Source organism: Enterobacter cloacae complex sp. S3 (genome assembly GCF_014930495.1).
Classification (GTDB): domain Bacteria; phylum Pseudomonadota; class Gammaproteobacteria; order Enterobacterales; family Enterobacteriaceae; genus Enterobacter; species Enterobacter asburiae_B.
This window is the reverse complement of the sequence record NZ_JADBRD010000009.1, coordinates 124,650-147,861: the sequence shown is the minus strand read 5'-3', so window position 1 is coordinate 147,861 and position 23,212 is coordinate 124,650. Positions and strand designations below refer to the sequence as shown.

Genomic DNA, 23,212 nt, shown 5'->3' with positions numbered 1-23,212 from the left:
CTCAGTTCCCCTCTCCGGCCGCTATCGCATTGACCACGTCCAGCGCGCTGCGCACGCCATCTTCATGAAAGCCGTTGTACCACCAGGCACCGCAGTACCAGCTCCGGTTATGACCGTTGATCTCGCCGCGCCGCGCCTGCGCCCGCCAGCTTTGCGGGTTAAACAGCGGATGTTCATAGACAAAGCGTTGCAGAACGAAGCGTTCATCCACCGGCGCGTCCGGGTTGAGGGTAACGCAGAATAGCGGACTGCCCGCAGGCAGCCCCTGCAGGATGTTCATGTTGTAGGTGACGCAGGCGCTGGCCTGCTCGTGAGCGCTCAGGCGGTAGTTCCAGCTGGCCCACGCGCGCCGCCGCTCCGGCAGCCAGCGCGGATCGCTGTGTAAAACGACCTCGTTGCGCTGCCAGCCGATATCGCCCAGCACCTCGCGCTCTGCGGGCGTCGGGTCATCAAGCATCGCCAGAACGCTGGCGGAGTGGCAGGCAAAAATCACCCGATCGAAGGTATGGCTGCCGTTTTCAAGCTGAAGCGTAACCCCGTGCTCGTGGCGGCTCACCCGCTGCACCGGAGAATTGAGATGCAGATTCAGACGGTCGCCCAGCTTGTCGAGCATGGCGCGGATATACTCCCGCGAGCCGCCCGGCACCACGTACCACTGCGGGCGCTGGGTGATATCCAGCAGCCCGTGGTTCTGGAAGAAACGTAAGAAAAGCGGCAGCGGGAAACGCTTCATCTCCTGCAGCGACGAGGACCAGATGGCGGCCCCCATCGGCAGAATGTAGTGGCGCGCAAAAAACGGCGTGAAGCCGTGCTGTTCCAGAAACGTTTGCAGCGTGGCGTTCGGGTCCACCTCCCCGTCCAGCGCCTGTTTCGCCAGACGATTGAAGCGGACGATCTCCCCGAGCAGCCGCCAGAATGCCGGATTCACAAGGTTTCGGCGCTGGGCAAACAGCGACGTCAGGGTGTGTCCGTTGTACTCCAGCCCCGTCGCCGGGTTGTGCACCGAAAAGCTCATCTGCGTTTTTTGCCCGCTGATGCCCAGCTCGCTGAGCAGGCCCATAAAGCGCGGATAGGTGCGATCGTTGTAAACGATAAACCCGGTATCGATCGCGTAGGTACCCTGTGGCGTTGAGACGTCAACCGTTGCGGTATGGCCGCCGGGCGTGGCGCCCGCTTCAAACAGGGTCACCTGATGGTGCCCAGCCAGGCGCCAGGCGCAGGTCAGCCCGGCGATGCCGCTGCCGATAATCGCAATGTTCATGAACGCACCATCCTGCGCAGCAGCGCGCGCTGAAGAAACGCAGGCAGCCCGGAGAGCAACCGCAAAATAAAGCCGAACCCGTCAGGAAACGCGATATGCATTTTCCCTGCCGCCAGCCCGGTACGGATCGCCTTGACCGCCTCGTCGACGCTCACCCTGCCCGGCATGGCAAAGTCGTTTTTGCGCGTCAGCGGCGTATCAACAAAGCCCGGCGAGACCACCGTGACGGCAATTCCTTTTGGCTCCCAGTCCAGGCGCAAACTCTCGGCAAACCAGCTCAGGGCCGCTTTGGACGCGCCGTAGGCCTCTGCCCGTGGGAAAGGCAGCCAGTGGGCCATGGAACTCACCAGCACCACGCGGTTGCCAGCCGTCAGCTGGGGCTGCAGCGCGTCAAGACAGTTCACCGGGCCGAGGAAATTTGTCGCCATAACCCGCTCCACCAGCGCCGCATCCACCACGCCTCCATCCAGATATTCGCAGGTACCGGCGCAGAGAATAATCAGATCGGCGTAGCTGCCGGTCAGCGCCTGGCGACAGGCATCCCTGTCTGTCATATCGAACAGGCGAACGGTGAGATTGGGGCAGGTCTGATGCAGCGCTTCGAGGCGCGCCGTATCGCGTCCGCAGGCAATCACGTGGTAGCCGTCTGCGGCAAAGGATTTCGCCAGCCCGGCGCCAATGCCCGAGCTTGCTCCGGTGATCAGCACCGTTTTCATGATTTGACCCTCCGCTTCACGCCGCGTACCGCCCAGCCCAGCAGAGGAAGGTGTTCGTAGATCATCTCTCCCGCATCGTAGTAGTCGCGCTGGTGCGTGATGAGATCGTTTTGCGTATCCACCACCGAACACCCCGGCAGTTCGAGCGGCTCTCCCCCGGCAATGCGCGGATGCGACCAGTGCATTACCCAGGTCACAGCAAACCGGTTCCCGCTGCACAGCGGCGTATCGATGGTAAAACGGCAATGGTCGACGTTGGCCAGCAGATGGGTGAAATAGCGCTGAAGCGCGAAAATCCCGTCATGCTCGCCAAACGGATCGATAAGCGTGGCATTCGAATGGTAAAGCCCCACCAGCGCGGACGGCGGCTGGCTATCCAGTGCGGCGTAGTACTCAACAAACCGACTCACGACAGAGGGCAAAGTGCTCATGGGTCACATCCTGGCTGTAAACAACGTGGCGTAATCGCATACTTAAAACTTACACAATTAACGTTATTTGTCCAAGTTTGTGGTGATTTATTTTTTATTTTAGATATATGTCAATGACTTATAGATAGGCAAAAGAGTGGGTTTTGTAGCCCGGGTAAGGCGTAGCCGCCACCCGGCTTTAACTTTCAGGATATCCTTAAGGCAAACTCACCGGTCTTCTTCCAGGCTTATCCTTTTTATTCATAAGGATGCCCGCATGAAACGTTTCTTTCTCTCCCTTTTCTCCAGCCCGGAATCCTTACTGCAGGTGATGAGCCAGCAGGAAATCATAGAAGCCGTCGAAGATGGCGATCGCATCATTATCGACCAGGACGGGAACGCCTCGGTGAACTACAAAAGCAACGAGGTACGGCAGGATTTTCTGCGTCACGTCAACATGCTGAAGAGGGCCTGATATGGGAACGGCGATATTTATGGTGCTGATGGTATGCGGGTACTGGTACACCAGCCGCGACCTGTCGACACGCTTTAAAATCAAGCGCTCCTTTGGCTGGGACGTCTATTTTCTTGTGGCGCTGTACGGCTGTATTTTCGTTCTGCAGGGCGTGATTGCCACCGGTCTGCTCTGGCTGCTCCTGCTCGCTCTTTCTGCAGCCAACAACGCTTTTCACTTTGCCTCGCCGAAATATACCGACTGGCAAATCGACTTTATGAACTGGAGCTTTTTAGGCATTCAGGCGCCGGTGGTCGTGATGCTGGCGTTTGCCATCCTGTTTTGCCTCTACCGCTCTAACTGGGCAGGCAGCGCCAGGCTGGACGGCGAAAGCCGGAAAAAGCTCTACAAACGTCTGGCGCAGTCGAGCGGTATTGAACAGCTGCTGTATCAGTGTATGGAGCAAGGGGAACTGGCGCAGGTCACGCTGCGGTCGAGGCGGATTTACGTCGGCATGATCCACACCGCGACGCTGGAATATGAAAAAACGGCCAATATCGTGCTGATCCCGATGTTAAGCGGGTACAGAGATGCGAAGACGATGAACTTTCGCATCGAGAATAACTACAGCAAGTGGTATGCGGAGCATGACATCACGCTCGACTCCGAGCCCCGCAGCGCCATGTCATTCCGGAAGGTGATTTTACTCAATCAGATTGAGAGCCTCTCGCTGTTCGATCCCGCCAGCGCCAGCGCGCTATCGCTGGCACAGCGCGACGAGAGCTCTCGCCCTAAAGAGACATCCCCATAATTCTGAGAATGCTCTGCTGTGAAGCGGTTTCGAAAAGGACGTTCTTAACGCAGAGCATGCCCTGCTTCTGGTAGAACCGGTACGCTCCCGCGTTCTGCTCAAGCACTTCCAGCCAGAGATAGTCTTTCGCCCTGCTCCGGGCCATGTCGGTGATGCTGTTGAACATCACCTGGCCATAGTTCTTGCCGGTCTCGGCGGGATCGAGGTAGAGCTTGTTGAGGAGAACGCCCTTCATGTCCGTTTCCGGGAGAAGGGCTTCCCAGGTCACTTTCATAAATCCCACTGGCCGAACGGTCTCGGCAACATACCAGGAAACAGCGTTATCTTTCAGGCTCTGTTCAAGTACGGAAAGCGCGTACTCGCCGTCCAGAAAATCCTTCATCTCTGCGTCTGACACCCACAGATGCTGAAAATGGGCGGGATAGATTCGGTATCCCAGCTCGCTTAATAGCGCGGCATCGGCACGGGTGGCCTGTCGAATTCGAAGCGTCATGGAAAGTCTCCCTGGTAATCACCCGTGTTGGGCATTTTGGTAGAGATCCCAGCGGTTGCCGTAAATATCTTCAAACACCACTACCGTACCGTACTCTTCCTCACGAGGCTCTTCACAGAAATGAACGCCTTTGTCTTTCATGGCACGGTAATCGCGCCAAAAATCGTCCGTCTGGAGGAAGAGGAAAACTCTGCCGCCGCATTGATTGCCGATAAAGCTTTCCTGCCTCTCGTTAGAAGCGCGAGCCAGCAAAATATTGCAGTCACTTTCCGGGTTGGGTGAGACGACCACCCAGCGTTTACCCGGTTGAGGCGTATCCTCTACGAGGGTAAACCCTAGCTTGTCGGTGTAGTATTCAATGGCGCGATCGTAGTCATCAACCACAATAGCCACGCAGCCGAGGCATCGCTTCTGTGTTCTCATTTTTCGTTTCCTTTGCATGAATGGATACGGGCACGCTATCCCATTGCAGCGTGCTGGCCGCCGGGTTTACTGGCTTGCGTAAGCCTCGCGCTTTTCTGCCCATTTCAGCATGGCATCAAGCGCCGGACATAATGCCTGCCCCCAATCGGTGAGGCGATACTCCACTTTCGGTGGCACTTGCGGGTAGACCATCCGCGAAACGATACCATCGGATTCAAGTTGCCTGAGCTGCTGCGCCAGCATCTTCTGGGAAATACCGGGGATCAGTTTTTCGAAATCTGAGTAGCGCTGCACTTTTCCGTCGAAAAGATGAAAAAGAATAATTAATTTCCAGCGGCCTTCCAGCAGCCGTAACACTTGCTCCACGCCGCTCGCGGCAGATTCCGGACTATATAACTTACTCATAATTCAGTAGCTCACTTTTTCGTGCGTACTTGTCAATTTCTCAGTCTATGTTGAATATACCTGTACTGTAAATAACGGGAGTGCAAGGTCATGTCATTAGATATTGATTTTAAAGGCAAACGCGTGCTTGTTACCGCTGGCACGAAAGGGCTCGGAAAAGCGGTCGTCGGACTTTTAAAACAGCTCGGTGCAACGGTATTCACCACTGCGCGCCACGAGCCGGACGTAGATGTCGCAGATACTTTCGTCGCCGCTGACCTTACGACGGTCGCTGGATGTGCCGCTGTCGCATCTGCGGTTCAGGAGCAGATGGGAGGCGTCGACGTGATTATCCATGTTGCGGGCGGTTCAACCTCACCCGGTGGCGGTTTTGCTGCGCTTGGCGAAGAAGAGTGGCAGCAGGAGCTCAATCTTAATTTGTTGCCTGCAGTACGCTTAGATCGCGCCCTGCTTCCCGGAATGCTCGCGCAGGGAAATGGGGTGATTATTCACGTGACGTCTATTCAGCGCGAGCTGCCGTTACCGGAATCAACAACGGGTTATGCGGCGGCTAAAGCAGCCCTCTCAACCTACAGTAAAAGCCTTTCAAAGGAAGTCTCACCGAAGGGCGTTCGGGTGGTGCGCGTTGCACCCGGCTGGATCGAAACTGAAGCGGCGGTTGCACTGGCGGAGAGGCTGGCAAAGCAGGCAGGTACAGACTACGAAGGCGGCAAGCAGATCATTATGAAGGCGCTAGGTGGAATACCGCTCGGACGCCCTGCCAGACCGATAGAGGTGGCCAACCTCATCGTCTTCCTCGCTTCATCGCATGCTGCGAGTATCACCGGTACTGAATTTGTGATTGATGGCGGCACCATTCCCACAGTGTAACGCGGGTGCTTAATCGGCTCGGTGCGAGAGTTGATTAAGCACCGGGGAATATCACCGATCGGACAGTTTCTCCAGGCCCTTTTTTAACGCATGTCTTACCGTTTCTGAATCCATACCCATCTGTGCATGAATAATTGCGCCGTCAATGAGCAGCATGATTTCATTGACGACGCGCTCATCAGCACTCTTCGTCAGCAAGGCAATAATTTTCTTTGTTTCTGATTTATGACTGCGGCATATCTCTTTTATTTCGTTTTCAATATCTTCCGATTTCGCCTCTGCGCTGGCGTTAATAAACGCGCAGCCGTGGAACTCGGGCGAAATAAACCATTCGTAAAGCGTTGCGGATATCGCATCAGCAGGTATTTCGCCTTGATCGAGATGTCGACGCAGCGTGGTCTCAAACCAGTTAATCCATATTTCATGCCGGTAGTTCAAATAGGCAAGAATAAGCAAGCTTTTACTCGGGAAATGGCGATAGAACGTCACCTTGGTCACTTTAGACGCTTTAATCAGCGTATCCACCCCCGTCGCCCTGAAGCCCGTGGAATAAAACAGATCGTGCGCCGTGAGTAATATCTTATCTCTGACGCTGATTTTAGTATCGTTGTCTGCGGGTTCTGTTTTCACTTTTGGGTAGCCTCTAAAATAATGTTGACAGCGTTATTTTACAGGCATAGATTACCGCAAGTAGACAGACCTGTCTACATAATATAACACTGAGGTAATCGCCATGAACACACGTCCTCCTTTACCGCCCTTCACTCGTGAAAGCGCCATCGAAAAAGTCAGACTGGCAGAAGATGGCTGGAACAGCCGCGACCCGGCGAAAGTTGCGCTTGCCTATACGCTGGATACCCAATGGCGTAACCGCGCAGAGTTCGCCACCAACCGTGAAGAAGCCCAGGCGTTTCTGGAGCGGAAATGGAAAAAAGAGCTGGACTATCGTCTGATTAAAGAGCTCTGGGCATTTACGGAGAACCGGATCGCGGTGCGCTATGCCTATGAATGGCATGATGATTCCGGCAACTGGTTCCGCTCTTACGGCAATGAAAACTGGGAGTTTGAGCCGGACGGACTGATGAAGCGCCGCTTTGCCTGCGTAAACGATATGCCAATCAAAGCCTCTGAGCGTCTGTTCCACTGGCCGCTGGGCAGACGTCCGGACGATCACCCTTCGCTGAGCGATCTTGGCTTATAGGATTTTTGCATCACTCCGGGCCGCCCCGGAGTGATGAATTTACAGCGCGCCCAGCTGTTTCATCAGCGTCAGGTTGTCCTCAATATGCCAGTTAGCCACAATTTTACCGTCACCAATCTCATAAATATCCGTGGCGATAAAATCTATTTTCTGCCCCTGTCCTTTCAGCTTGCCAAATGTTCCGGTGAACGTGCCGTGAAAATGTAAATGCGAAACCACGCGATCGCCTGAAATAATCATTTGCTCAACGTCACAGCGCAAATCAGGCACGGCCGCGCGAAACGCGCGGGACGCTAAAATAGCGCCTTCCGGCCCCTGCTTACGCCCTTCCGGAGGCGTTTTATCAATAAAACCTGCCGCCAGGGCATCACGCGCCAGGTTTTCATTACCCGTGTTCCAGAACGAGGCATATTCTCTGGCAACGGCTTCACTCGCCTTTAATTGCGCCTGCGGCAGGCTGTTGTCCACTATAAGCTGTTTCGGCTGAAGCCATTCCCCCTGCGCGGAAATCGCATTGCCCGACAGACCTGCAAAAATAATCACCGCTACAGCCGAATGAAAATACGTCGTATATTTCATGATATCTCTCAATAGAGTATTACATTACCCGCAGTCGATTTCCTGCGGTTCAAATCAGAGAGGGTCAGTTAATTAACGCCCCGCCTTCAATATCAATGACCGACCCGGTGACAAAGGGATTATCAATGGCGAAAAGATATCCTTGCGCCACGTCCTCCGCCCTTCCCCAGGCTTTGGCTGGCAGGGTTTCCGCCGCGCCAGCGAGCATTTTTTCCCGCGCGGCGGCGTCCATGCCCGCATACGCTTCCGTGTCGGTCAGCCCCGGACTCACGACGTTGACGCGCAGCGGTGAAAGCTCTTTCGCCAGCACTTTTGTCGCGGCCTCGATGGCGGCATTCATCGTCGTTTTAACAATGGCGCCCGCCACGGTGCGACGCGCCACGAACCCGCTGGTGAACGTCAGCGTACCGCCGGGGGCGATGTTCCCGCAGAGATAGCGGGCGACATTGATGCTTCCCCAGAATTTTGTATCAAAAGCCAGCCTTGCCGCGCGGAGATCCAGCCCGGAAAGAAGCCCTCCCGGTGCCTGTGAACCCGCCGTAACGACGATATTATTGACCTCACCCAGCGTTTCACCGAGTGCGACAAGCTCTGCCTCACGGCTGATATCCAGCACGAGGGTATGAACAGACGCGGCGTGGGCGCTCAGCCGTTGCCGCGCAGCGTCCAGCTTCGCGCCGTCGCGGCCCGCGAGAATAATCTCCTCGCCGCGCCCGGCAAGCAGGCTGCCCACGGCGAAACCGATGCCGGAAGCGCCACCGATAATTAAGGTTTTACGGGTCATAACGTTTTCTCCTGCAGGGTGTAAATGGGGTAATCGGTATATCCCGTCGCGGTGCCGCCAAACAGCGTGGCGGGATCGCGCACCTGAGCCAGAGGCAGCTGGTGCGCCAGCCGGTGGGGTAAATCCGGGTTGGCAATAAACGGCCGTCCGAAGGCAATCAAATCGGCATAGCCGGCAGCGAGGATCTTTTCCGCTTTTTCAAGGTCATAGTTCCCCGCGACGATAAGGGTTCCGCTAAATGTCTCGCGTAGCGATTGTCGGAACGGCTCAGGCACCTGCGGCGCATCGTCCCAGTCGGCTTCCGCCAGGTGGATGAACGCAATCCCTTCTTGTTCACACCAGGCCGCGAGAGCGAGTATGGCTTCCGTCACCTGCGGATCGTTCATCCCGCGCTGGGTAATAAACGGGGAAAGGCGAATGCCCGTACGCTCGCGGCCAATGGCCTCGGCAATGGCGCTTAGCACCTCCTGAGCAAAGCGGATCCGGTTCGCCAGCGTGCCGCCGTACTCGTCCGTGCGTTTGTTGGAGGTTTGACGAAGAAACTGGTCGATCAGATAGCCGTTTCCGCCGTGAACCTCCACGCCGTCAAACCCGGCCTGAACGGCATTCAGTGCCGCCTGACGATAGTCCGCGATGATGCTGTGAATGTCCTTGCGCGAGAGGGTTCTCGGCTGCGGACAGTCAACCATTTGGCCTTCCCCCTTTTCATTCACCACCCACACCTGCGCGTCCGGCGCCAGTGCTGACGGGGCGACGGGCTGACCATCCTGATGAAAGCTGGCGTGCGACATTCGCCCGACGTGCCAGAGCTGCGAAAAAATCACCCCGCCCGCCTGATGCACGGCGCCCGTGGTGAGCTGCCATCCTGAAACCTGCTCAGGCGAATGGATGCCGGGCGTCCAGGAGTATCCCTGGCCCTGAGGCGAAATCTGCGTGGCTTCCGTGATGATTAATCCGGCGCTGGCCCGCTGCCGGTAATACTCCGCCATCAGCGCCGAGGGAATATTTCCCGGCTGAAGGGAGCGCGCGCGGGTCATCGGCGCCATGACGATACGGTTTTTCAGGTCCTGCTGACCCAGCCTGTAGCGTTCAAAAAGTGAGGTACGTTGCATGTTTTCATCCCTTATGGTTTAGATGAAATCACTTTACAGTCGGCATCTGATTTTGATAATTACGCTAAAATAAGATGCACTTTTCGGAATACATGAATAATGGGTAAACTCGAAGACATGGCGTTACTGGTGGAAGTTGCCGAGGCTGGCGGTCTTTCTGCCGCCGGGCGACGCCTGTCGCTTTCCCCCGCCACCATGACGGCCAGGCTGAAGGCGATTGAGGAGCGTTACCAGACGCGCCTGTTTCACCGCTCAACGCGATCCATCACGCTGACCCGCGCCGGGGAAGAGTTTTACCATGCCGCGCTGCGCGTGCTGGAAGAGGTGCATCACGCCGAGTCGTTACTGACGCAAAAGGAAGGCGTGCTCAGCGGCAACATTCGCCTTTCTGCGCCCTCGGACTTTGGCAGACAGTATCTCAGCCCCGCCGTCGTGGAATTCTCCCGACGCCATCCCGACGTTAAATTTTTCATCTCGTTAAGAGAACACGTTGAGGATCTGGTCGCTAACCGGCTGGATATGAGCGTGCGTTTTGGCAACCTGCCGGACAGCAGCCTTGTCGTCAGAAACATCCGCCCGAACCATCGGGTGCTGGTCGCCTCCGGGGAGTATCTTAACGAACGCGGAATTCCCTCCACGTTTGCCGATTTAGCTCAGCACCGGTGCCTGGCGCTTGAGTCTCAGGGCGTGGTGATGAACGAATGGCGCTTTGAAAAAGATGGCGAGGAAAGCGTCGTTCGCATAGAGCCAGCCATGGTGTGCGACGACGGGGCTTTGCTTCGTCAGTGGGCACTCAGCGGGGCTGGCATTGCGGGGAAATCGTGGTGGGACGTCAAAGACGATGTTGAAACCGGAAGGCTCACGGTACTGTTTGCCGACAGCTTCACCGGCTTTAGCCGATACGATCGCAAAGATGTCGGCCTGCAGCTTGTTTACCCCCAGCGCAAACTGCAGCCGCTTCAGGTCACGGCGTTTAGCCAGTTTTTTCTCGACTGGCTAAAAAAGCAGTAAAATTAAATCGCGTCAGGCATCTGCGGTTAATTTCTCGCCAAAATAAGAGATGGCGCGCATTTCGGTGACAACCTCAGGACTACTCTGTGTGCGGTTTTCAGGAGGTACAAAATATGAAAAAGCTTCTGATCTGTTGTTTGTTTGGTAATACCGCAAACTCTCTCGCCAAAAAAATGCAGTCTCTGGCAGAACGCGAAGGCTATCCGCTGATGATTAGCGCTGTTGGGCTGGATAACTTCGCCAGCGTCGCTCCCGCTTTCGATGGTTTCCTCATCGCGCCGCACATTCAGTACAAACTCGATGAGATAAAAGAAACGGTGGGCAATACGCGTTCAATCGCCATTATTGAGAGCCTGCCCTATGCCTCTCTCGACGCGAGGAAAGTATTGAATTTCGTGAAGGAGCAGATGCCTGAACTGGCTGCATGACAGATAAGGCCGCATCGGTTTTGCGGCCTCCTCTCACCCGGCGTTCAAAACGTGTCGACACAAGGCTGGCCGACCTTATTAAGGGCGTTTTTCAACCTGGCTCTGAGTTCAATTAACGCCGCTTCTTTCTCTTCAAGCTGCTGCAGCTTGTGGCGCAGAGACGCCTGTTTTTGCTCAGCGGTAAATTTGTCGTCAACCCAGACAGCCAAAACCTCTGAAATTTCGGCTAAGGTAAAACCCAGCATTTTGGCATGCTTGATCATGTTTAAACGCTGTAAATCGACGGCGGAATAGACTTTGTAGTTATTGCTGCGATTGGGCTGCGAGATATTCTCTAATAGCCCCTGTCGCTCATAGTAACGCACCGTCTCTTTCGACAATCCCGTTTTCGCACACAGTTCACCAATTCGCATCGCGTCGCCCTCACCTTGTAAAAATCACGCTTGACCGTGTACCTAAGTGCACGGTTTATGCTGTGCAGCATACATTAGGGAAACGGGATTAAACATATGAATTCTTTTGATTATACCGGAAAAACAGCGCTGATTACCGGAGCGTCGTCAGGCATAGGCCGTGATTTTGCCCGGCAGCTCGCCGCCCGCGGCGTGGCCTTGATCCTGGTCGCCCGCAGCGAGCCAAAGCTGCAGGCGCTTGCCGTAGAGTTAGTCAGAAAGCACGGCGTCTCAATCACGATTATCGTGCAGGATTTAGTGAAGCCGGAAGCCATTCCGCACATTGTGGAACGGCTTGAAACCTTAAGACGCGTCCCCGACATTCTGATCAATTGCGCCGGCTTCGCCACCTACGGGCCATTCGAAAAGCTGTCCATCGACAGGCAGCGTGATGAGATAAACGTAAACTGCATGGCCCCCGTGGAGCTGACTCACGCCTTGCTGCCGGGAATGCTGCAGCAGGGCTCCGGGGTAATTATTAACGTTGCCTCAACGGCCGCGATGCAACCGGATCCCTATATGGCGATTTATGGCGCAACCAAAGCCTTCCTGCTCTCGTTTTCGAACGCGTTGTGGGGAGAGTATCGCTCCAGGGGCATTCGCGTCCTGGCGCTTTGCCCCGGCGCAACGGATACGGCCTTTTTTGATGTGGTGAATGCTGAGGAAGCCTCGGTCGGTAAACGAATGCCCGCTGACAAGGTGGTCACCCTGGCGTTGAAGGCCGTTGAGAGCAACCGTAACTACCTGATTACCGGATGCGGTAACTGGCTTCTGGGGCAGCTACACCGGTTCGTGACGCGCAGGCGTCTGGTGCTCATCGTTGAAAAAATATTGCGTCCACGCTCGGCCTAAGCAAAAACAGTCCTGTTCAGCGCAAGGGAGTTGCGCTGAAATCCTCGCTTATCGCAGGCAGATAGATGCCATAGTGCACGAAAAACAGTGATACACTTACCGCACCTGGTTGATCGTCCCGTCTGAACGGCGCATGATGAATGACGGTAACCAAATCTCAAAATGGTCACTCGTTGTTAATCGTAGCCCGTCACGCTAAGCTTAAATAATGACTAAAAATATGAATCCCCCATCATCACGTGGTCCCCTTGACCACGCTGTCAGAGAGCAAATCGTCGAAGCGGCTTTTGAGCACTTCGGCCACTACGGCTATGAAAAAACCACCGTCGCCGAACTGGCTAAATCCATCGGTTTTTCAAAGGCCTACATTTATAAGTTTTTCGATTCCAAACAGGCTATTGGCGAGGTGATCTGCGCTAACCGCCTGGAGCTGATCATGGCGGCAGTGCTTTCCGCCATCGAGGATGCGCCGTCAGCAAGCGAAAAATTACGCCGCCTTTTCAAAGCGCTCACCGAGGCGGGAAGCGAGCTGTTTTTCCACGACCGTAAGCTATACGACATCGCCGCCGTCGCCGCGCAGGAGCAGTGGCCTTCCACGCAAAAGTACAGTGAAAGCCTGATGAAGCTGATTGAAAGCATCATTATTGAAGGCAGGCAGGCCGGCGAGTTTGAAAGAAAAACGCCGCTGGATGAAGTCACCTGTGCCGTCTACATGGTGATGTGCCCTTACATTAATCCCGTTCAGCTACAGTACAACCTCGAAATGGCCCCCACCGCGGCGGTGCTTCTCTCTTCACTGATTTTAAGAAGCCTGGCCCCCTAATTTGTGACCATTGACAATTTTGGTCACTAGTCAGAGAATGCGGATACCGTCCTGTTACGTCAAAAAGGTTTCCCATGCTCAGGCTCTCTTCAGCCCGCGTTGCCGTTTGTCTCCTGCCGTTTGCCCTGGTGGCTTGCGGTGATATTTCAGCGAGTGACGATCCGCGCACCAAGCCACCGCTCGTCAGATCCGCCTCCGTCGAGCTAGCGAACAATAGCGCCCGCGCCTTCACGGGCGTGGTGGTCGCAAGAACGCAAAGCGATTTAGGTTTCAGGGTTCAGGGAAAAATCCTTGAGCGGCTGGTCGATACGGGGCAGACCGTCAAACAGGGCCAGCCCCTGCTGCGCCTGGATCCGGTTGACCTGAAGTTACAGGCTCAGGCGCAGCAGCGCGCGGTGGATGCGGCCCAGGCGCGCGCGCGCAAAGCCACCAGCGATGAGGCGCGCTATCGTGGACTTGTGGCGTCCGGCGCCGTGTCTGCCTCGGAATATGACCAGATCAAAGCGGCGGCCGATACGGCCAGGGCCGATCTCAGCGCCGCCCGGGCGCAGGCCAGCGTGGCGCAAAACGCCACGGGCTATGCCGTGCTGCTGGCGGATTCAGACGGCGTGGTCATGGAGACGCTCGCCGAGCCGGGCCAGGTCGTCAGTGCCGGACAGGTGGCGATCAGGCTCGCCAGAGCCGGGCAGCGTGAAGCGCTCGTCCAGCTTCCGGAAACGCTGCGCCCTGCCGTCGGCAGCGAAGCGCAGGCCACGCTGTATGGCAATGAAAAACATCCTGTCACCGCAACGCTGCGCCTGCTGTCTGATTCGGCCGATGCCGCGACCCGCACGTATGAAGCCCGCTACGTGCTGGATGGCCTGCTGGCGAACGCGCCGCTGGGGGCGACCGTCACGCTGAACGTTCAGGACAATAAAGCGGAAGGTCAGGTCATGCAGGTCCCGCTGGCTTCACTCTATGATGCAGGAAAAGGTCCCGGCGTCTGGCGTATTTCCGCCCAGCCGGCAAAGGTCGCATGGACGCCCGTCAGGGTGCTGAGCGTGGGTGAAGATGCGGCGCAGATCACGGGCGGCGTGAAGCCCGGTGAGAAGATTGTTGCGTTAGGCGCCCATCTTCTGCACGAAGGTGAGGTCGTCAGGCTTGCTAAGCAGCGCAATGCCGCCCTGGCGGAGAACACGCCATGAGCGGAAGCCGCTTCAACCTGTCGGCGCTGGCCGTCCGCGAACGTTCCATCACGCTGTTTCTGATCGTTCTGGTCACGATTGCCGGAATTTACGCCTTCTTTGGGCTCGGGCGCGCGGAAGATCCGCCCTTCACGGTAAAGCAAATGACGGTGATAACCGTCTGGCCGGGCGCGACCGCGCAGGAGATCCAGGATCAGGTCGCCGAGCCGCTGGAAAAGCGCCTGCAGGAACTCAAATGGTATGACCGTACCGAAACCTATACCCGTCCCGGCATGGCGTTTATCACGTTGTCATTGCAGGACAAGACCCCGCCAGCCGAAGTGCAGGAGGAGTTCTATCAGGCGCGGAAGAAGCTCGGAGATGAATCGCAGCGTCTTCCGGCGGGCGTCATCGGCCCGATGATCAATGACGAATTCTCGGATGTCACCTTTGCCCTCTTTGCCCTGAAAGCGAAAGGCGAACCGCAGCGGCTGCTGGTACGCGATGCCGAAGGCCTGCGCCAGCAGCTCCTGCACGTTCCCGGCGTGAAGAAAGTGAACATTATCGGCGAACAGGCCGAGCGGATTTACATCTCCTTCTCCCACGACCGTCTGGCGACGATAGGGCTCTCACCCCAGGACATTTTCAACGCCCTCAACAGCCAGAACGCTTTAGCCGCGGCGGGCTCCATTGAGACCCGAGGCGCGCAGATTTTTATCCGCCTGGACGGCGCGTTCGATGAACTGCAGAAAATCCGCGATACGCCTTTTGTGGCTCAGGGCAAAACGCTCAAGCTGTCCGATGTGGCAACGGTTGAGCGAGGCTACGAAGATCCCCCGACGATGCTGATACGCAATCAGCATGAGCCCGCCCTTCTGCTGGGCATCGTGATGCGTGAAGGCTGGAACGGTCTGGCGCTGGGGAAAGCGCTGGATGCGGAAACGGCAAAAATAAATGATAGCCTGCCGCTGGGCATGTCCCTGACCAAAGTTACCGACCAGTCCGTGAATATTCGCTCGTCGGTCGATGAGTTCATGATCAAATTCTTCGTCGCCCTGCTTGTGGTCATGGTGGTGTGTTTTGTCAGCATGGGCTGGCGCGTGGGTGTTGTCGTTGCGGCGGCGGTACCGCTGACGCTGGCGGTCGTTTTCGTGGTGATGGAAGCCGCGGGGATAAACTTTGACCGCGTTACGCTGGGCTCCCTGATCCTCGCCCTCGGCCTGCTGGTTGATGATGCCATTATCGCCATCGAAATGATGGTGGTAAAAATGGAGGAAGGTTACGACAGAATCAAAGCCTCGGCCTTCGCCTGGAGCCATACCGCCGCGCCCATGCTGGCCGGTACCCTGGTGACGGCCATTGGCTTTATGCCGAATGGTTTTGCCCAGTCGACCGCAGGGGAATACACCAGCAATATGTTCTGGATCGTCGGCCTCGCCCTGATTGCCTCGTGGTTTGTCGCGGTGGTGTTCACGCCCTATCTTGGGGTGAAGATCCTGCCGGCGATCCCGAAAGTCGAAGGGGGTCAGGCCGCCATCTATAACACGCCTCGCTATAACCGTTTTCGCCAGCTGCTGGCCCGCGTTATCGCCAGAAAATGGCGGGTGGCCGGGTTGGTGGTCGCCATTTTCATCCTGGCCGTGCTCGGCATGGGGCTGGTTAAAAAACAATTCTTCCCGACCTCCGATCGCCCGGAAGTGCTGGTTGAGGTGCAGATGCCCTACGGTACCTCGATTGAGCAAACCAGCGCCGCAACCGCAAAAATCGAAGCGTGGCTGGGCCAGCAGCCCGAAGCCAAAATTGTCACGGCCTATATTGGTCAGGGGTCACCCCGTTTTTATCTGGCGATGGCGCCTGAACTGCCCGACCCGTCTTTTGCGAAAATCGTGATCCTGACGGACAGCGAGACGTCGCGCGAGGCGCTCAAGCTCCGGCTGAGGGACGCTGTCGCCAACGGCCTTGCCCCCGAAGCGCGCGTGCGGGTAACGCAGCTGGTGTTTGGCCCGTACTCGCCCTTCCCGGTTGCCTGGCGCGTGTCGGGGCCGGATGTCGAACAGGTGCATGACATCGCTGACCGGGTGAAAGCCGTGCTTCAGGCGAGCCCGATGATGAGAACCGTCAACACCGACTGGGGGTCGCGCGTTCCCGTATTGCATTTCACCCTCGATCAAAACCGCCTGCAGGCGACCGGCTTAACCTCCAGTGCCGTTGCCGATCAGCTTCAGTTTCTGCTCTCAGGCGTGCCCGTCACCTCCGTGCGGGAGGATATTCGCTCGGTAGAGGTTATTGGCCGCGCGGCGGGAGACATACGTCTCGATCCGGCAAAAATCGAGGGTTTCACCCTTGTCGGCAATGCGGGACAGCGCGTTCCGCTGTCTCAAATCGGCAAGATTGAGATCGGTATGGAAGATCCGATCCTTCGCCGCCGCGATCGCACCCCGACGATTACCGTGCGGGGCGACATCGCTAACCATCTTCAGCCACCGGATGTGTCGGTCGCCATCATGAAGCAGCTCAATCCGATTGTTGATGCGCTGCCGGCCGGATACCGAATAGACATGGCGGGTTCGATTGAGGAATCAGGTAAAGCCACGCAGGCCATGATCCCGCTGTTCCCTATCATGATTGCCCTGACGCTGCTGATCATCATTTTGCAGGTGCGCTCAATCTCGGCGATGGTGATGGTGTTCTTAACCGCGCCGCTGGGGCTGATTGGCGTAGTGCCCGTGCTGTTGATTTTCAATCAGCCGTTTGGCATCAACGCGCTGGTCGGCTTGATCGCCCTTTCCGGCATTCTGATGCGCAATACGCTGATCCTGATCGGTCAAATCGATCATAACCAGAAGGAGGGCCTCGAGCCGTTCCAGGCGGTGGTTGAAGCGACGGTCCAGCGCGCGCGCCCGGTCTTGCTGACCGCCATGGCCGCCGTGCTGGCGTTTATTCCCCTGACGCATTCGGTGTTCTGGGGCACGCTGGCCTACACGCTGATAGGCGGAACGCTGGGCGGGACGATCGTCACGCTCGTCTTCCTGCCCGCGATGTATGCGATCTGGTTCCGGATCCGACCATCGGAACAACGCGTGCAGCACCGAACAGAAAACGTGTAAACTACCATGAGTAGATAACACTTCTGAGGAAAGCATGGTTGTTAAGCGCTTAAGAAAAGAGGACCGCCGCGTGCAGCTGCTGGAGGTTGCGCGCGGAATCGTTCGTCAGCAAGGCACGGAGGCGCTGACCCTTGGCTACCTGGCCGAACGCGCCAACGTGACCAAGCCTATCCCCTACGACCACTTTGGCGATCGTGAAGGGCTGCTGATGGCGCTGTACCAGGATTATAGCGACCGGCAGCTGGCGAAGTTCCGCGAGACGCTGGCGGTCGACAGCAAAACGCTGGAGAAGACGATCCGCTTTTTCAGCGCCGCCTATATCGACTGCGCCATTAGTGCCGGACCTGAAACCGGGCCAATTGCCGCAGCGCTGTCCGGATCCCACGCGCTGCAGACGTTTCGTGAGGCATGCGTGGCCGAATGCGCCGACTGCCTGCGTACCGCGCTTTCCCCGTTCGTTGCGCTGAAAGGCGTTCAGGGAGAAGCGGTACTGACGGCCATCATTGGCGCGGCGGACGCGCTCAGCACCGCCGCGGGCAACGGCGTGCTCGCCCGGAACGTGGCGGAAGATACGCTCAGCGGCGCCATGACCGGCGTGCTGGAGACCTACGTGAATAGCACAAAATGATCGCTGGGGGCGGATTGACACCTAAGTTACCAATAGTAATATAGGCGTCAGTTCTCACCCATTCGAGGTCGCTATGTCTGCTACAAATGCCATTAATAACGCACTGATCGTGACGGCTCATCCTGTCGACAATTCGTTATCCCATTCGCTGGCAGCCCGTATTGCCGGAAAATTACGCGAGCAGGGTACGCAGGTTGAGATCGCCGATCTGCATGCTGAAGGGTTTAATCCGGCGATGACCCGCGCCGATCTCGATTTGTATCACGGCGATACGAGCGCCCTTCCCGACGATATTCTGCGCGAGCAGCAGCGCGTCGAGCGAGCGGATATGCTGGTGTTTGTCTTCCCCGTGTACTGGTGGTCGGTCCCCGCGCTGTTGAAAGGCTGGTTCGATCGCGTATTAACCCTGAACTGGGCGTATAAGGTGGCCGACGATGGCCGGATTGTGGGCAGCTTACGCGACGTTCCCGTCCGCCTGATTGCCACAGGCGGCAGCGATCTCACCGGATTCGACAAACACGGCTATTCGACGGCGATTCAGACGCAGATAATCGAAGGCGTGTTTGGCTTCTGCGGGTTGAAGAACGTTAAGCTCGATATCCTTTACCAGGCAGACACGGCGACGCCTGAGCAGGTAGAGGATTTCCTGCAGGGGCTAGAGAGCCTTAAATAATCCCGGCTATCCAGTCACAGCAAAGGCGCGCCTCCTTCGCCAGAAGGAAGCGCGTGTCTCGTTATCACCTACCACCGTCAGGGGCGATCTTTTAATCCTGCTGGCTAACCGGAACTCTCTTTCCAGCGATTATTCAAAAAATAACGAGAAAAGGCCAATCGCCATCACTACGCTCATAATCACCTGAATCAGAATAATAAAAAAAGCGACCCCACCCAAGACTGTGATTTTTCGACGCAGAATGAAAGTAATGCCGGAAAGTACAGCACTGAACAGAATGGCTTTAAGGATATAGGAAAGCGGAACCATTGCCGGGTGACCGGTATGCACTCCAGCAAGCCCAATGAGACCCAGCAGAAAACCTCCGCAGAATCCCCATCCCCAGAAAGTCATCGGTAAGCTCATCTGCCCCGCGACTAATCTTTTCAACATACGCACATCCTTTTTGTGATTATTTTTATCAAAATTCACCGGTTTACAGGGTAAAACCCCCGTCACCCACCTGCGCCTGGGCGTACCATTTCATCAGCTCCGCGCAACCGGGCGCGTTCTCAGCCGGTGACCATTGGGCGGTATCGTGCTCCGGAACAGGCTGATAGCCGCCGTGTTTTACCTCGAAAATGACGCCGCCTTTATCCAGCGACAGCACGGCATGCCAGGTACCGGCATCCATCTCCAGCACTTTGCAGTCTTCACCTAACACCACGCGCTGGGTCACGTTACCGCCGTCATCAAAATTCAACACCAGAAAGCGACCGCTCAGAGCCGTCAGCAGTTCAAACGTGTGCGGGTGGCGATGAGGGCGAACATAGGTCCCAGGCTCCATCGCGATAGCCAGGCGCTGCACCGGGTCGCTCAGCTCGGGATGTAAATTGCGGTGCGCGCGTAAGCGAGGAGAATTGGCAGCCTGCTCGCTTTGTTGCTGCAGGTCACTGAACGTAATTTGTTTCATATACACCTTTGTGAATGGAGTCAGCGGACGGCAACCCTTTAGCCGCACGACGTTATACCATTCTGGACGGTCGATGAGCGATGGCATTTGTGAAACAAATCGCTGCAGCGTGAGGATGCGCGCGATCGCCCCCAAAGCGCAACGTTGAGTAAAACTCACATTGATTCCCACTATTTATCGTTTTTAAAAAGTGACGCACCTGAAATACCATCCATTCACCCCTGGGATAGAAAAATAAATAATACTAAGCCTGTATGGAGCACCTATGACACTCGATGTTTTATTCCCTGTATTGAATATTATCTCGCCTCATAAATATAGCCCTGATGCAAATGTGCATGAGCTGATAACGTTACTTTCAGCAGAAAAGGAAAGCTCAGAAGCGCTATCGCCCTTCATCCATCGACTGCATCTTTTGGCTTTCGCCCAAAGCAATCCGGGTAACGCCGAAGAGTTGCTCTCAGCGCATTTACCAAAAGAGGATGGGATCCTTCCGCTGCTGGACTTTGCGGACTGGCCAAAGGTGCGTTACGCCGCGTCAGGCGAAGCTGAAACGCGTGAATCGCAGGAGTATTTCCGTGACATGACCTCGGCTGCCAATCTGTTACGCACGGCGCTGATCGACGCCGAGCGAGCAAAGGGAACGCCTGCGCTTTATATTCTGGATAAATTACTCAACCTGAACAGCGCCCTGCCGGAGCGATATAAACAGATGGCGAATATTCCCTACGCATAAATACGTTCAATCTGCGGAATATCCCTCAATAAATATTCCGCTATTTACTAAACCCGCTTTTCGTTGTAATCAAGACAGACGATATCCAACGAAGGCAGCACCGGCGCATTAAGGTTAAGCCACGCCAGCAACCGTTCAATACTCTGTCTTCTGAGCGAATTTTTCGGCCAGACGAGGTAGTAGCCATCGCCGGTTGCGATAGCTTCCCTGAAGGGCAGCGCGAGCAGGCCGCTTTTCAGCGCGTCGAGCGTGAGGCGGAGGTCGGCCATCGCCACGCCATGACCGTGCATGGCGGCCAGGCTTCCCTGCTCCAGGGTGTCGAACACGATTCCACGACTCACGTCGAGCCCTGGGAATGACCCGGTTCTTTTCAGCCATCGCTTCCAGTCCCGTCTGTCCGGAGAGGGATGGATAAGATCGCACTCTGGGAGCTGATGCCGGGCAGACTCAAGCAGCGACGGGGTACAAACCGGAATGAGCCATTCACTGAAGAGCAGCCGGCTTTCCGTAGACTCGCCGAAATAGCCATTACCGAGCAGGATCGCACAATCGTAGGGCTCACGGCTGAAGTCAACGGTGTCGAAGTCCATCCAGACGCTGGCAATTTCAATTTTTGGCTTCGCGTGGTTCTCGCGAAAGGATTTAAGCACATTCAGCAGCCACCGCATCGTCAGGGTGCTGGGGGCTTTGAGGCGCAGAAGGTGGTTTTCGCTTCTGAATGCGCGACAGGCCCACTCAATATTCGAGAAACTTTCGCTGAGCTGTCCGGCCAGAATACGTCCGGCATCACTGACCTCCACTCGCGGCCCCTGGCGTTTAAAGAGCTCACAGTCGAACCACTGTTCAAGCGTCCGGACATGCCTGCTGACCGCGCCCGGCGTGATATTCAGTGCTTCAGCCGCTTTGCTGAAGGAGTTCAGCCGCGCGGCAACTTCAAAAGCGCGCAGCGCATACAGTGGTGGTAAAGACATACATTCCCTTTCTGTGAGGTTTAGCTATGCAGTTTTTGTATTATCGGCACTCGGTGACTTGTCGCTCAGGTCCTCAGACGGGAACGTCATCAGCAGCTCCCTGAGCAGGGACTCAAGCTGCGCGCGCTGCGCGTCAGATAAGTTGCTCAGCAGCGCATTTTGCGTTTGTGTATGGACGATCAGCGCCTGTTCGATGCGCTCCTGCCCGTGCGGTGTCAGGCTTACGAGGGTGCTGCGCTTGTCATCCGGATCGGCAATTCGCCTGATAAGCCCAAGCTGTTCGAGATGGCTGAGCCGGTTTGTCATCGCCCCTGAGGTTACCAACAGCGATTTATAGAGCTGCGTGGGGGAAAGGCAGTACGGCTCACCGGCGCGACGCAGCGTGGCGAGCACGTCAAACTCGCCCTCGCGAAAGCCAAACTGCGCCATCGCCTGCGCCCATTCTTTTCCCAGATGCTTCATCAGCCGGAGCATTCGGCCAAAAATTTTCATCGACGAGGCGTCCAGCTCCGGCATGGCGCGGCTCCACTGGCCGACAACGAAGTCTACGTGATCTTGCATTTTCACCCCTGATGGCGTGCGAATTTATCCTGTTGTGCGGTACATCTTACGCAAAAACATATTTTATCTTAACGTTAAGATAAATGCTCGTGCGATTTGCCCGGGCCATTCACAACCGAAAAGGACTCCATGTTGAAACGCACGTCGCCTTTACTCTTCGCCGTTATCGCTTTTATCGTCGGGCTGAACCTGCGCCCCATTCTGGCTTCTGTCGGACCGCTGTTTTCCGTGCTGCAGCGCGAAGCAGGGCTGACCGCTACGCAATTCAGCCTGCTAACCACCCTGCCGGTCGCGATGATGGGGCTTGCCGCCCTGTGTGGCCCCTGGCTTTTAGCCCGAGTCGGCGCCGTACGGGGAATTATGTTTGGGCTCTTTATCCTGCTTGCGGCCTGTTTGCTGCGCGGTTTTAGCGCCTCACCGGAGAGTCTTATGGGCACCGCGCTACTGGGCGGGGCCAGCATAGGCACGATCCAGGCGTTAATGCCTGCCCTGATTAAAAAGGAATATACGCAAACGTCCAGCACGGTAATGTCGCTTTTCAGCACGGGCATTATGGCCGGTGCGGCAGTCGCCGCCGCCAGCGCCGAGCCGTTGTTTTCATGGCTGACGCTGAAGCCCGCGCTGGCAATGGCCGGGCTGTTAGCGCTGCTTGCGCTGATACTGTGGTTAACCCTGGTTAAGCATCCTCAAGGGGAAAAAACAGCACGCGAAACCGTTACGCTCTCGTCCTCCCGGACAGCGTTACTGCTGCTCTTTTTCGGCGTGGGAACGGGCGCCTACACGCTGGTATTGGCCTGGCTGCCCCCGCTCTATATTCAGGCGGGATGGTCCGCACGCAGCAGCGGCTACATGCTGGCCTGGCTGACGTTAACCGAGGTTGTCGCCGGGTTTGCCGTCTCCGCGCTGATCGGTAAATTCCCCGATCGTCGCGTGCCGCTGATCGCCGTATTGCTGTTGCTGCTGGCAGGATTACTGTGTCTGGTCTTTGCGCCGGGTACGACGCCGGTATTATCCACGTTGCTGCTTGGTACCGGGATCGGCGCCCTCTTCCCGCTGTCGCTCATCGTCACGTTCGATCATGCGCGAACGCCCGCACAGGCCGGGAAGTTGCTGTCTAAAGTTCAGGGAGGCGGATACACGATCGCCGCGCTTATGCCGTTAATTGCGGGGATCGTTCGCGACAGTTCGGTCTCGCTGACCAGCGCATGGCTGATCATGAGTGCGGGAGTCGTGCTGCTGATCGTTATCGCGCTAAATTTTAATCCCGTCGTGGACGTGCAGGCACGGTGAACGCGATACCAGTTTTGAGAGTCGTATTTCCGCCGATCGTAAGATA

29 protein-coding genes are annotated in these 23,212 nt (G+C 56.4%); 14 read left to right on the top strand and 15 right to left on the bottom strand.

From position 1 onward, the window contains the following. Position 1: 1 nt before the first annotated feature. From IM317_RS04630 to IM317_RS04620, 3 genes are read right to left on the bottom strand one after another with little or no spacing between them, the layout of a single operon-like run. Positions 2-1,261 (bottom strand): NAD(P)/FAD-dependent oxidoreductase, encoded by a 1,260-nt coding sequence (locus IM317_RS04630; RefSeq protein ID WP_033145460.1) that lies wholly within the window; start codon positions 1,259-1,261, stop codon positions 2-4. Beyond that, entirely contained in the window at positions 1,258-1,977 is a 720-nt protein-coding gene (locus IM317_RS04625) for an SDR family NAD(P)-dependent oxidoreductase (RefSeq protein ID WP_033145459.1), read from the bottom strand. The genes IM317_RS04630 and IM317_RS04625 overlap by 4 nt, the downstream gene beginning before the upstream one ends. Continuing rightward, a complete protein-coding gene (locus tag IM317_RS04620) occupies positions 1,974-2,408 on the bottom strand; it encodes a nuclear transport factor 2 family protein (RefSeq protein WP_033145458.1) in 435 nt (144 codons plus the stop codon). The genes IM317_RS04625 and IM317_RS04620 overlap by 4 nt, the downstream gene beginning before the upstream one ends. A 256-nt stretch (positions 2,409-2,664) precedes the next feature. On the opposite strand from IM317_RS04620, the gene IM317_RS04615 reads away from it, so the two are divergent. Then, on the top strand, positions 2,665-2,862 hold the full coding sequence (locus IM317_RS04615; RefSeq protein WP_023311615.1) for a hypothetical protein: 198 nt from the start codon (positions 2,665-2,667) through the stop codon (positions 2,860-2,862). Between the two features lies 1 nt (position 2,863). Then, the gene (locus IM317_RS04610; protein WP_029740578.1) at positions 2,864-3,652 is read left to right on the top strand and encodes a hypothetical protein; all 789 of its coding nucleotides are present in this window, start codon (positions 2,864-2,866) and stop codon (positions 3,650-3,652) included. Here the strand turns inward: IM317_RS04610 and IM317_RS04605 are convergent. From IM317_RS04605 to IM317_RS04595, 3 genes are all read right to left on the bottom strand, one after another. Then, on the bottom strand, positions 3,633-4,145 hold the full coding sequence (locus IM317_RS04605) for a GNAT family N-acetyltransferase (RefSeq protein WP_033145457.1): 513 nt from the start codon (positions 4,143-4,145) through the stop codon (positions 3,633-3,635). The genes IM317_RS04610 and IM317_RS04605 overlap by 20 nt on opposite strands. A gap of 18 nt (positions 4,146-4,163) precedes the next feature. Then, positions 4,164-4,568, bottom strand: a complete 405-nt coding sequence (locus tag IM317_RS04600) for a VOC family protein (RefSeq protein ID WP_033145456.1) — start codon at positions 4,566-4,568, stop codon at positions 4,164-4,166. 66 nt (positions 4,569-4,634) lie between these two features. Then, positions 4,635-4,973 carry a helix-turn-helix domain-containing protein gene (locus IM317_RS04595; RefSeq protein WP_023311611.1) on the bottom strand — a complete coding sequence of 113 codons (339 nt, stop codon included), beginning with the start codon at positions 4,971-4,973 and terminating at the stop codon, positions 4,635-4,637. A 90-nt stretch (positions 4,974-5,063) separates the two neighbouring features. Between IM317_RS04595 and IM317_RS04590 the strand changes: the two genes are divergently transcribed. Next, positions 5,064-5,843 carry an SDR family oxidoreductase gene (locus tag IM317_RS04590; RefSeq protein ID WP_033145455.1) on the top strand — a complete coding sequence of 260 codons (780 nt, stop codon included), beginning with the start codon at positions 5,064-5,066 and terminating at the stop codon, positions 5,841-5,843. Between the two features lie 51 nt (positions 5,844-5,894). Here the strand turns inward: IM317_RS04590 and IM317_RS04585 are convergent, their stop codons facing one another. Further along, positions 5,895-6,473 (bottom strand): TetR/AcrR family transcriptional regulator, encoded by a 579-nt coding sequence (locus tag IM317_RS04585; protein ID WP_033145454.1) that lies wholly within the window; start codon positions 6,471-6,473, stop codon positions 5,895-5,897. Positions 6,474-6,576: 103 nt separating this feature from the next. Between IM317_RS04585 and IM317_RS04580 the strand changes: the two genes are divergently transcribed. Further along, positions 6,577-7,044: a DUF1348 family protein gene (locus tag IM317_RS04580; RefSeq protein ID WP_023311608.1), complete on the top strand. Its 468-nt coding sequence runs from the start codon at positions 6,577-6,579 to the stop codon at positions 7,042-7,044. A gap of 39 nt (positions 7,045-7,083) precedes the next feature. On the opposite strand, the gene IM317_RS04575 is transcribed toward IM317_RS04580, so the two are convergent. From IM317_RS04575 to IM317_RS04565, 3 genes are all read right to left on the bottom strand, one after another. Beyond that, the gene (locus IM317_RS04575) at positions 7,084-7,623 is read right to left on the bottom strand and encodes an ester cyclase (protein WP_033145453.1); all 540 of its coding nucleotides are present in this window, start codon (positions 7,621-7,623) and stop codon (positions 7,084-7,086) included. Positions 7,624-7,687: 64 nt separating this feature from the next. Beyond that, positions 7,688-8,407, bottom strand: coding sequence for an SDR family oxidoreductase (locus IM317_RS04570; RefSeq protein ID WP_033145452.1), 720 nt, complete (start codon positions 8,405-8,407; stop codon positions 7,688-7,690). Further along, positions 8,404-9,519 carry an alkene reductase gene (locus IM317_RS04565; RefSeq protein WP_033145451.1) on the bottom strand — a complete coding sequence of 372 codons (1,116 nt, stop codon included), beginning with the start codon at positions 9,517-9,519 and terminating at the stop codon, positions 8,404-8,406. Before IM317_RS04565 ends, IM317_RS04570 begins: the two co-directional genes overlap by 4 nt. A 99-nt stretch (positions 9,520-9,618) precedes the next feature. On the opposite strand from IM317_RS04565, the gene IM317_RS04560 reads away from it, so the two are divergent. Together IM317_RS04560 and IM317_RS04555 are read left to right on the top strand one after the other, a co-directional pair. Further along, positions 9,619-10,530 carry a LysR family transcriptional regulator gene (locus tag IM317_RS04560; protein ID WP_193362466.1) on the top strand — a complete coding sequence of 304 codons (912 nt, stop codon included), beginning with the start codon at positions 9,619-9,621 and terminating at the stop codon, positions 10,528-10,530. 113 nt (positions 10,531-10,643) lie between these two features. Continuing rightward, on the top strand, positions 10,644-10,958 hold the full coding sequence (locus tag IM317_RS04555) for a PTS sugar transporter subunit IIB (protein ID WP_033145449.1): 315 nt from the start codon (positions 10,644-10,646) through the stop codon (positions 10,956-10,958). 44 nt (positions 10,959-11,002) lie between these two features. Here the strand turns inward: IM317_RS04555 and IM317_RS04550 are convergent, their stop codons facing one another. Next, positions 11,003-11,371, bottom strand: coding sequence for a MerR family transcriptional regulator (locus IM317_RS04550; protein ID WP_033145448.1), 369 nt, complete (start codon positions 11,369-11,371; stop codon positions 11,003-11,005). A 96-nt stretch (positions 11,372-11,467) separates the two neighbouring features. Here IM317_RS04550 and IM317_RS04545 point away from each other — a divergent pair, with 96 nt between their 5' ends. From IM317_RS04545 to IM317_RS04520, 6 genes are all read left to right on the top strand, one after another. Beyond that, on the top strand, positions 11,468-12,262 hold the full coding sequence (locus IM317_RS04545; protein WP_033145447.1) for an SDR family oxidoreductase: 795 nt from the start codon (positions 11,468-11,470) through the stop codon (positions 12,260-12,262). Between the two features lie 208 nt (positions 12,263-12,470). Then, complete coding sequence (locus tag IM317_RS04540) at positions 12,471-13,085, top strand: TetR/AcrR family transcriptional regulator (RefSeq protein WP_033145446.1); 615 nt, start codon at positions 12,471-12,473, stop codon at positions 13,083-13,085. A 74-nt stretch (positions 13,086-13,159) separates the two neighbouring features. Further along, positions 13,160-14,269: an efflux RND transporter periplasmic adaptor subunit gene (locus IM317_RS04535; RefSeq protein WP_033145445.1), complete on the top strand. Its 1,110-nt coding sequence runs from the start codon at positions 13,160-13,162 to the stop codon at positions 14,267-14,269. Further along, a complete protein-coding gene (locus tag IM317_RS04530) occupies positions 14,266-17,355 on the top strand; it encodes an efflux RND transporter permease subunit (protein WP_033145444.1) in 3,090 nt (1,029 codons plus the stop codon). Before IM317_RS04535 ends, IM317_RS04530 begins: the two co-directional genes overlap by 4 nt. 34 nt (positions 17,356-17,389) lie before the next feature. After that, positions 17,390-17,983 (top strand): TetR/AcrR family transcriptional regulator, encoded by a 594-nt coding sequence (locus IM317_RS04525; protein ID WP_023335591.1) that lies wholly within the window; start codon positions 17,390-17,392, stop codon positions 17,981-17,983. 73 nt (positions 17,984-18,056) lie between these two features. Then, positions 18,057-18,656 carry an NAD(P)H-dependent oxidoreductase gene (locus IM317_RS04520; protein ID WP_033145443.1) on the top strand — a complete coding sequence of 200 codons (600 nt, stop codon included), beginning with the start codon at positions 18,057-18,059 and terminating at the stop codon, positions 18,654-18,656. Between the two features lie 129 nt (positions 18,657-18,785). On the opposite strand, the gene IM317_RS04515 is transcribed toward IM317_RS04520, so the two are convergent. Then, positions 18,786-19,088: a hypothetical protein gene (locus tag IM317_RS04515; RefSeq protein WP_033145442.1), complete on the bottom strand. Its 303-nt coding sequence runs from the start codon at positions 19,086-19,088 to the stop codon at positions 18,786-18,788. Positions 19,089-19,131: 43 nt separating this feature from the next. Continuing rightward, positions 19,132-19,608: a WbuC family cupin fold metalloprotein gene (locus tag IM317_RS04510; RefSeq protein ID WP_033145441.1), complete on the bottom strand. Its 477-nt coding sequence runs from the start codon at positions 19,606-19,608 to the stop codon at positions 19,132-19,134. A 265-nt stretch (positions 19,609-19,873) separates the two neighbouring features. On the opposite strand from IM317_RS04510, the gene IM317_RS04505 reads away from it, so the two are divergent. Then, a complete protein-coding gene (locus IM317_RS04505; RefSeq protein ID WP_033145440.1) occupies positions 19,874-20,344 on the top strand; it encodes a hypothetical protein in 471 nt (156 codons plus the stop codon). 47 nt (positions 20,345-20,391) lie between these two features. On the opposite strand, the gene IM317_RS04500 is transcribed toward IM317_RS04505, so the two are convergent. After that, positions 20,392-21,315 carry a LysR substrate-binding domain-containing protein gene (locus IM317_RS04500; RefSeq protein ID WP_033145439.1) on the bottom strand — a complete coding sequence of 308 codons (924 nt, stop codon included), beginning with the start codon at positions 21,313-21,315 and terminating at the stop codon, positions 20,392-20,394. A 24-nt stretch (positions 21,316-21,339) separates the two neighbouring features. Further along, complete coding sequence (locus tag IM317_RS04495) at positions 21,340-21,876, bottom strand: MarR family winged helix-turn-helix transcriptional regulator (protein WP_033145438.1); 537 nt, start codon at positions 21,874-21,876, stop codon at positions 21,340-21,342. A 129-nt stretch (positions 21,877-22,005) separates the two neighbouring features. On the opposite strand from IM317_RS04495, the gene IM317_RS04490 reads away from it, so the two are divergent. Further along, on the top strand, positions 22,006-23,166 hold the full coding sequence (locus IM317_RS04490) for an MFS transporter (RefSeq protein ID WP_033145437.1): 1,161 nt from the start codon (positions 22,006-22,008) through the stop codon (positions 23,164-23,166). Positions 23,167-23,212 lie beyond the last annotated feature (46 nt).

Excerpts from the sequence above, each read along its gene's own strand:
- IM317_RS04495 (WP_033145438.1), bottom strand. The coding sequence starts at position 21,876 with ATGCAAGATCACGTAGACTTCGTTGTCGGCCAGTGGAGCCGCGCCATG.
- IM317_RS04610 (WP_029740578.1), top strand. The coding sequence starts at position 2,864 with ATGGGAACGGCGATATTTATGGTGCTGATGGTATGCGGGTACTGGTAC.
- IM317_RS04530 (WP_033145444.1), top strand. The coding sequence starts at position 14,266 with ATGAGCGGAAGCCGCTTCAACCTGTCGGCGCTGGCCGTCCGCGAACGT.
- IM317_RS04575 (WP_033145453.1), bottom strand. The coding sequence starts at position 7,623 with ATGAAATATACGACGTATTTTCATTCGGCTGTAGCGGTGATTATTTTT.
- IM317_RS04525 (WP_023335591.1), top strand. The coding sequence starts at position 17,390 with ATGGTTGTTAAGCGCTTAAGAAAAGAGGACCGCCGCGTGCAGCTGCTG.
- IM317_RS04565 (WP_033145451.1), bottom strand. The coding sequence starts at position 9,519 with ATGCAACGTACCTCACTTTTTGAACGCTACAGGCTGGGTCAGCAGGAC.
- IM317_RS04510 (WP_033145441.1), bottom strand. The coding sequence starts at position 19,608 with ATGAAACAAATTACGTTCAGTGACCTGCAGCAACAAAGCGAGCAGGCT.
- IM317_RS04520 (WP_033145443.1), top strand. The coding sequence starts at position 18,057 with ATGTCTGCTACAAATGCCATTAATAACGCACTGATCGTGACGGCTCAT.
- IM317_RS04595 (WP_023311611.1), bottom strand. The coding sequence starts at position 4,973 with ATGAGTAAGTTATATAGTCCGGAATCTGCCGCGAGCGGCGTGGAGCAA.
- IM317_RS04630 (WP_033145460.1), bottom strand. The coding sequence starts at position 1,261 with ATGAACATTGCGATTATCGGCAGCGGCATCGCCGGGCTGACCTGCGCC.
- IM317_RS04600 (WP_033145456.1), bottom strand. The coding sequence starts at position 4,568 with ATGAGAACACAGAAGCGATGCCTCGGCTGCGTGGCTATTGTGGTTGAT.
- IM317_RS04490 (WP_033145437.1), top strand. The coding sequence starts at position 22,006 with ATGTTGAAACGCACGTCGCCTTTACTCTTCGCCGTTATCGCTTTTATC.
- IM317_RS04570 (WP_033145452.1), bottom strand. The coding sequence starts at position 8,407 with ATGACCCGTAAAACCTTAATTATCGGTGGCGCTTCCGGCATCGGTTTC.
- IM317_RS04550 (WP_033145448.1), bottom strand. The coding sequence starts at position 11,371 with ATGCGAATTGGTGAACTGTGTGCGAAAACGGGATTGTCGAAAGAGACG.
- IM317_RS04615 (WP_023311615.1), top strand. The coding sequence starts at position 2,665 with ATGAAACGTTTCTTTCTCTCCCTTTTCTCCAGCCCGGAATCCTTACTG.
- IM317_RS04505 (WP_033145440.1), top strand. The coding sequence starts at position 19,874 with ATGACACTCGATGTTTTATTCCCTGTATTGAATATTATCTCGCCTCAT.
- IM317_RS04580 (WP_023311608.1), top strand. The coding sequence starts at position 6,577 with ATGAACACACGTCCTCCTTTACCGCCCTTCACTCGTGAAAGCGCCATC.
- IM317_RS04625 (WP_033145459.1), bottom strand. The coding sequence starts at position 1,977 with ATGAAAACGGTGCTGATCACCGGAGCAAGCTCGGGCATTGGCGCCGGG.
- IM317_RS04515 (WP_033145442.1), bottom strand. The coding sequence starts at position 19,088 with ATGTTGAAAAGATTAGTCGCGGGGCAGATGAGCTTACCGATGACTTTC.
- IM317_RS04605 (WP_033145457.1), bottom strand. The coding sequence starts at position 4,145 with ATGACGCTTCGAATTCGACAGGCCACCCGTGCCGATGCCGCGCTATTA.
- IM317_RS04545 (WP_033145447.1), top strand. The coding sequence starts at position 11,468 with ATGAATTCTTTTGATTATACCGGAAAAACAGCGCTGATTACCGGAGCG.
- IM317_RS04560 (WP_193362466.1), top strand. The coding sequence starts at position 9,619 with ATGGGTAAACTCGAAGACATGGCGTTACTGGTGGAAGTTGCCGAGGCT.
- IM317_RS04540 (WP_033145446.1), top strand. The coding sequence starts at position 12,471 with ATGACTAAAAATATGAATCCCCCATCATCACGTGGTCCCCTTGACCAC.
- IM317_RS04555 (WP_033145449.1), top strand. The coding sequence starts at position 10,644 with ATGAAAAAGCTTCTGATCTGTTGTTTGTTTGGTAATACCGCAAACTCT.
- IM317_RS04620 (WP_033145458.1), bottom strand. The coding sequence starts at position 2,408 with ATGAGCACTTTGCCCTCTGTCGTGAGTCGGTTTGTTGAGTACTACGCC.
- IM317_RS04535 (WP_033145445.1), top strand. The coding sequence starts at position 13,160 with ATGCTCAGGCTCTCTTCAGCCCGCGTTGCCGTTTGTCTCCTGCCGTTT.
- IM317_RS04590 (WP_033145455.1), top strand. The coding sequence starts at position 5,064 with ATGTCATTAGATATTGATTTTAAAGGCAAACGCGTGCTTGTTACCGCT.
- IM317_RS04500 (WP_033145439.1), bottom strand. The coding sequence starts at position 21,315 with ATGTCTTTACCACCACTGTATGCGCTGCGCGCTTTTGAAGTTGCCGCG.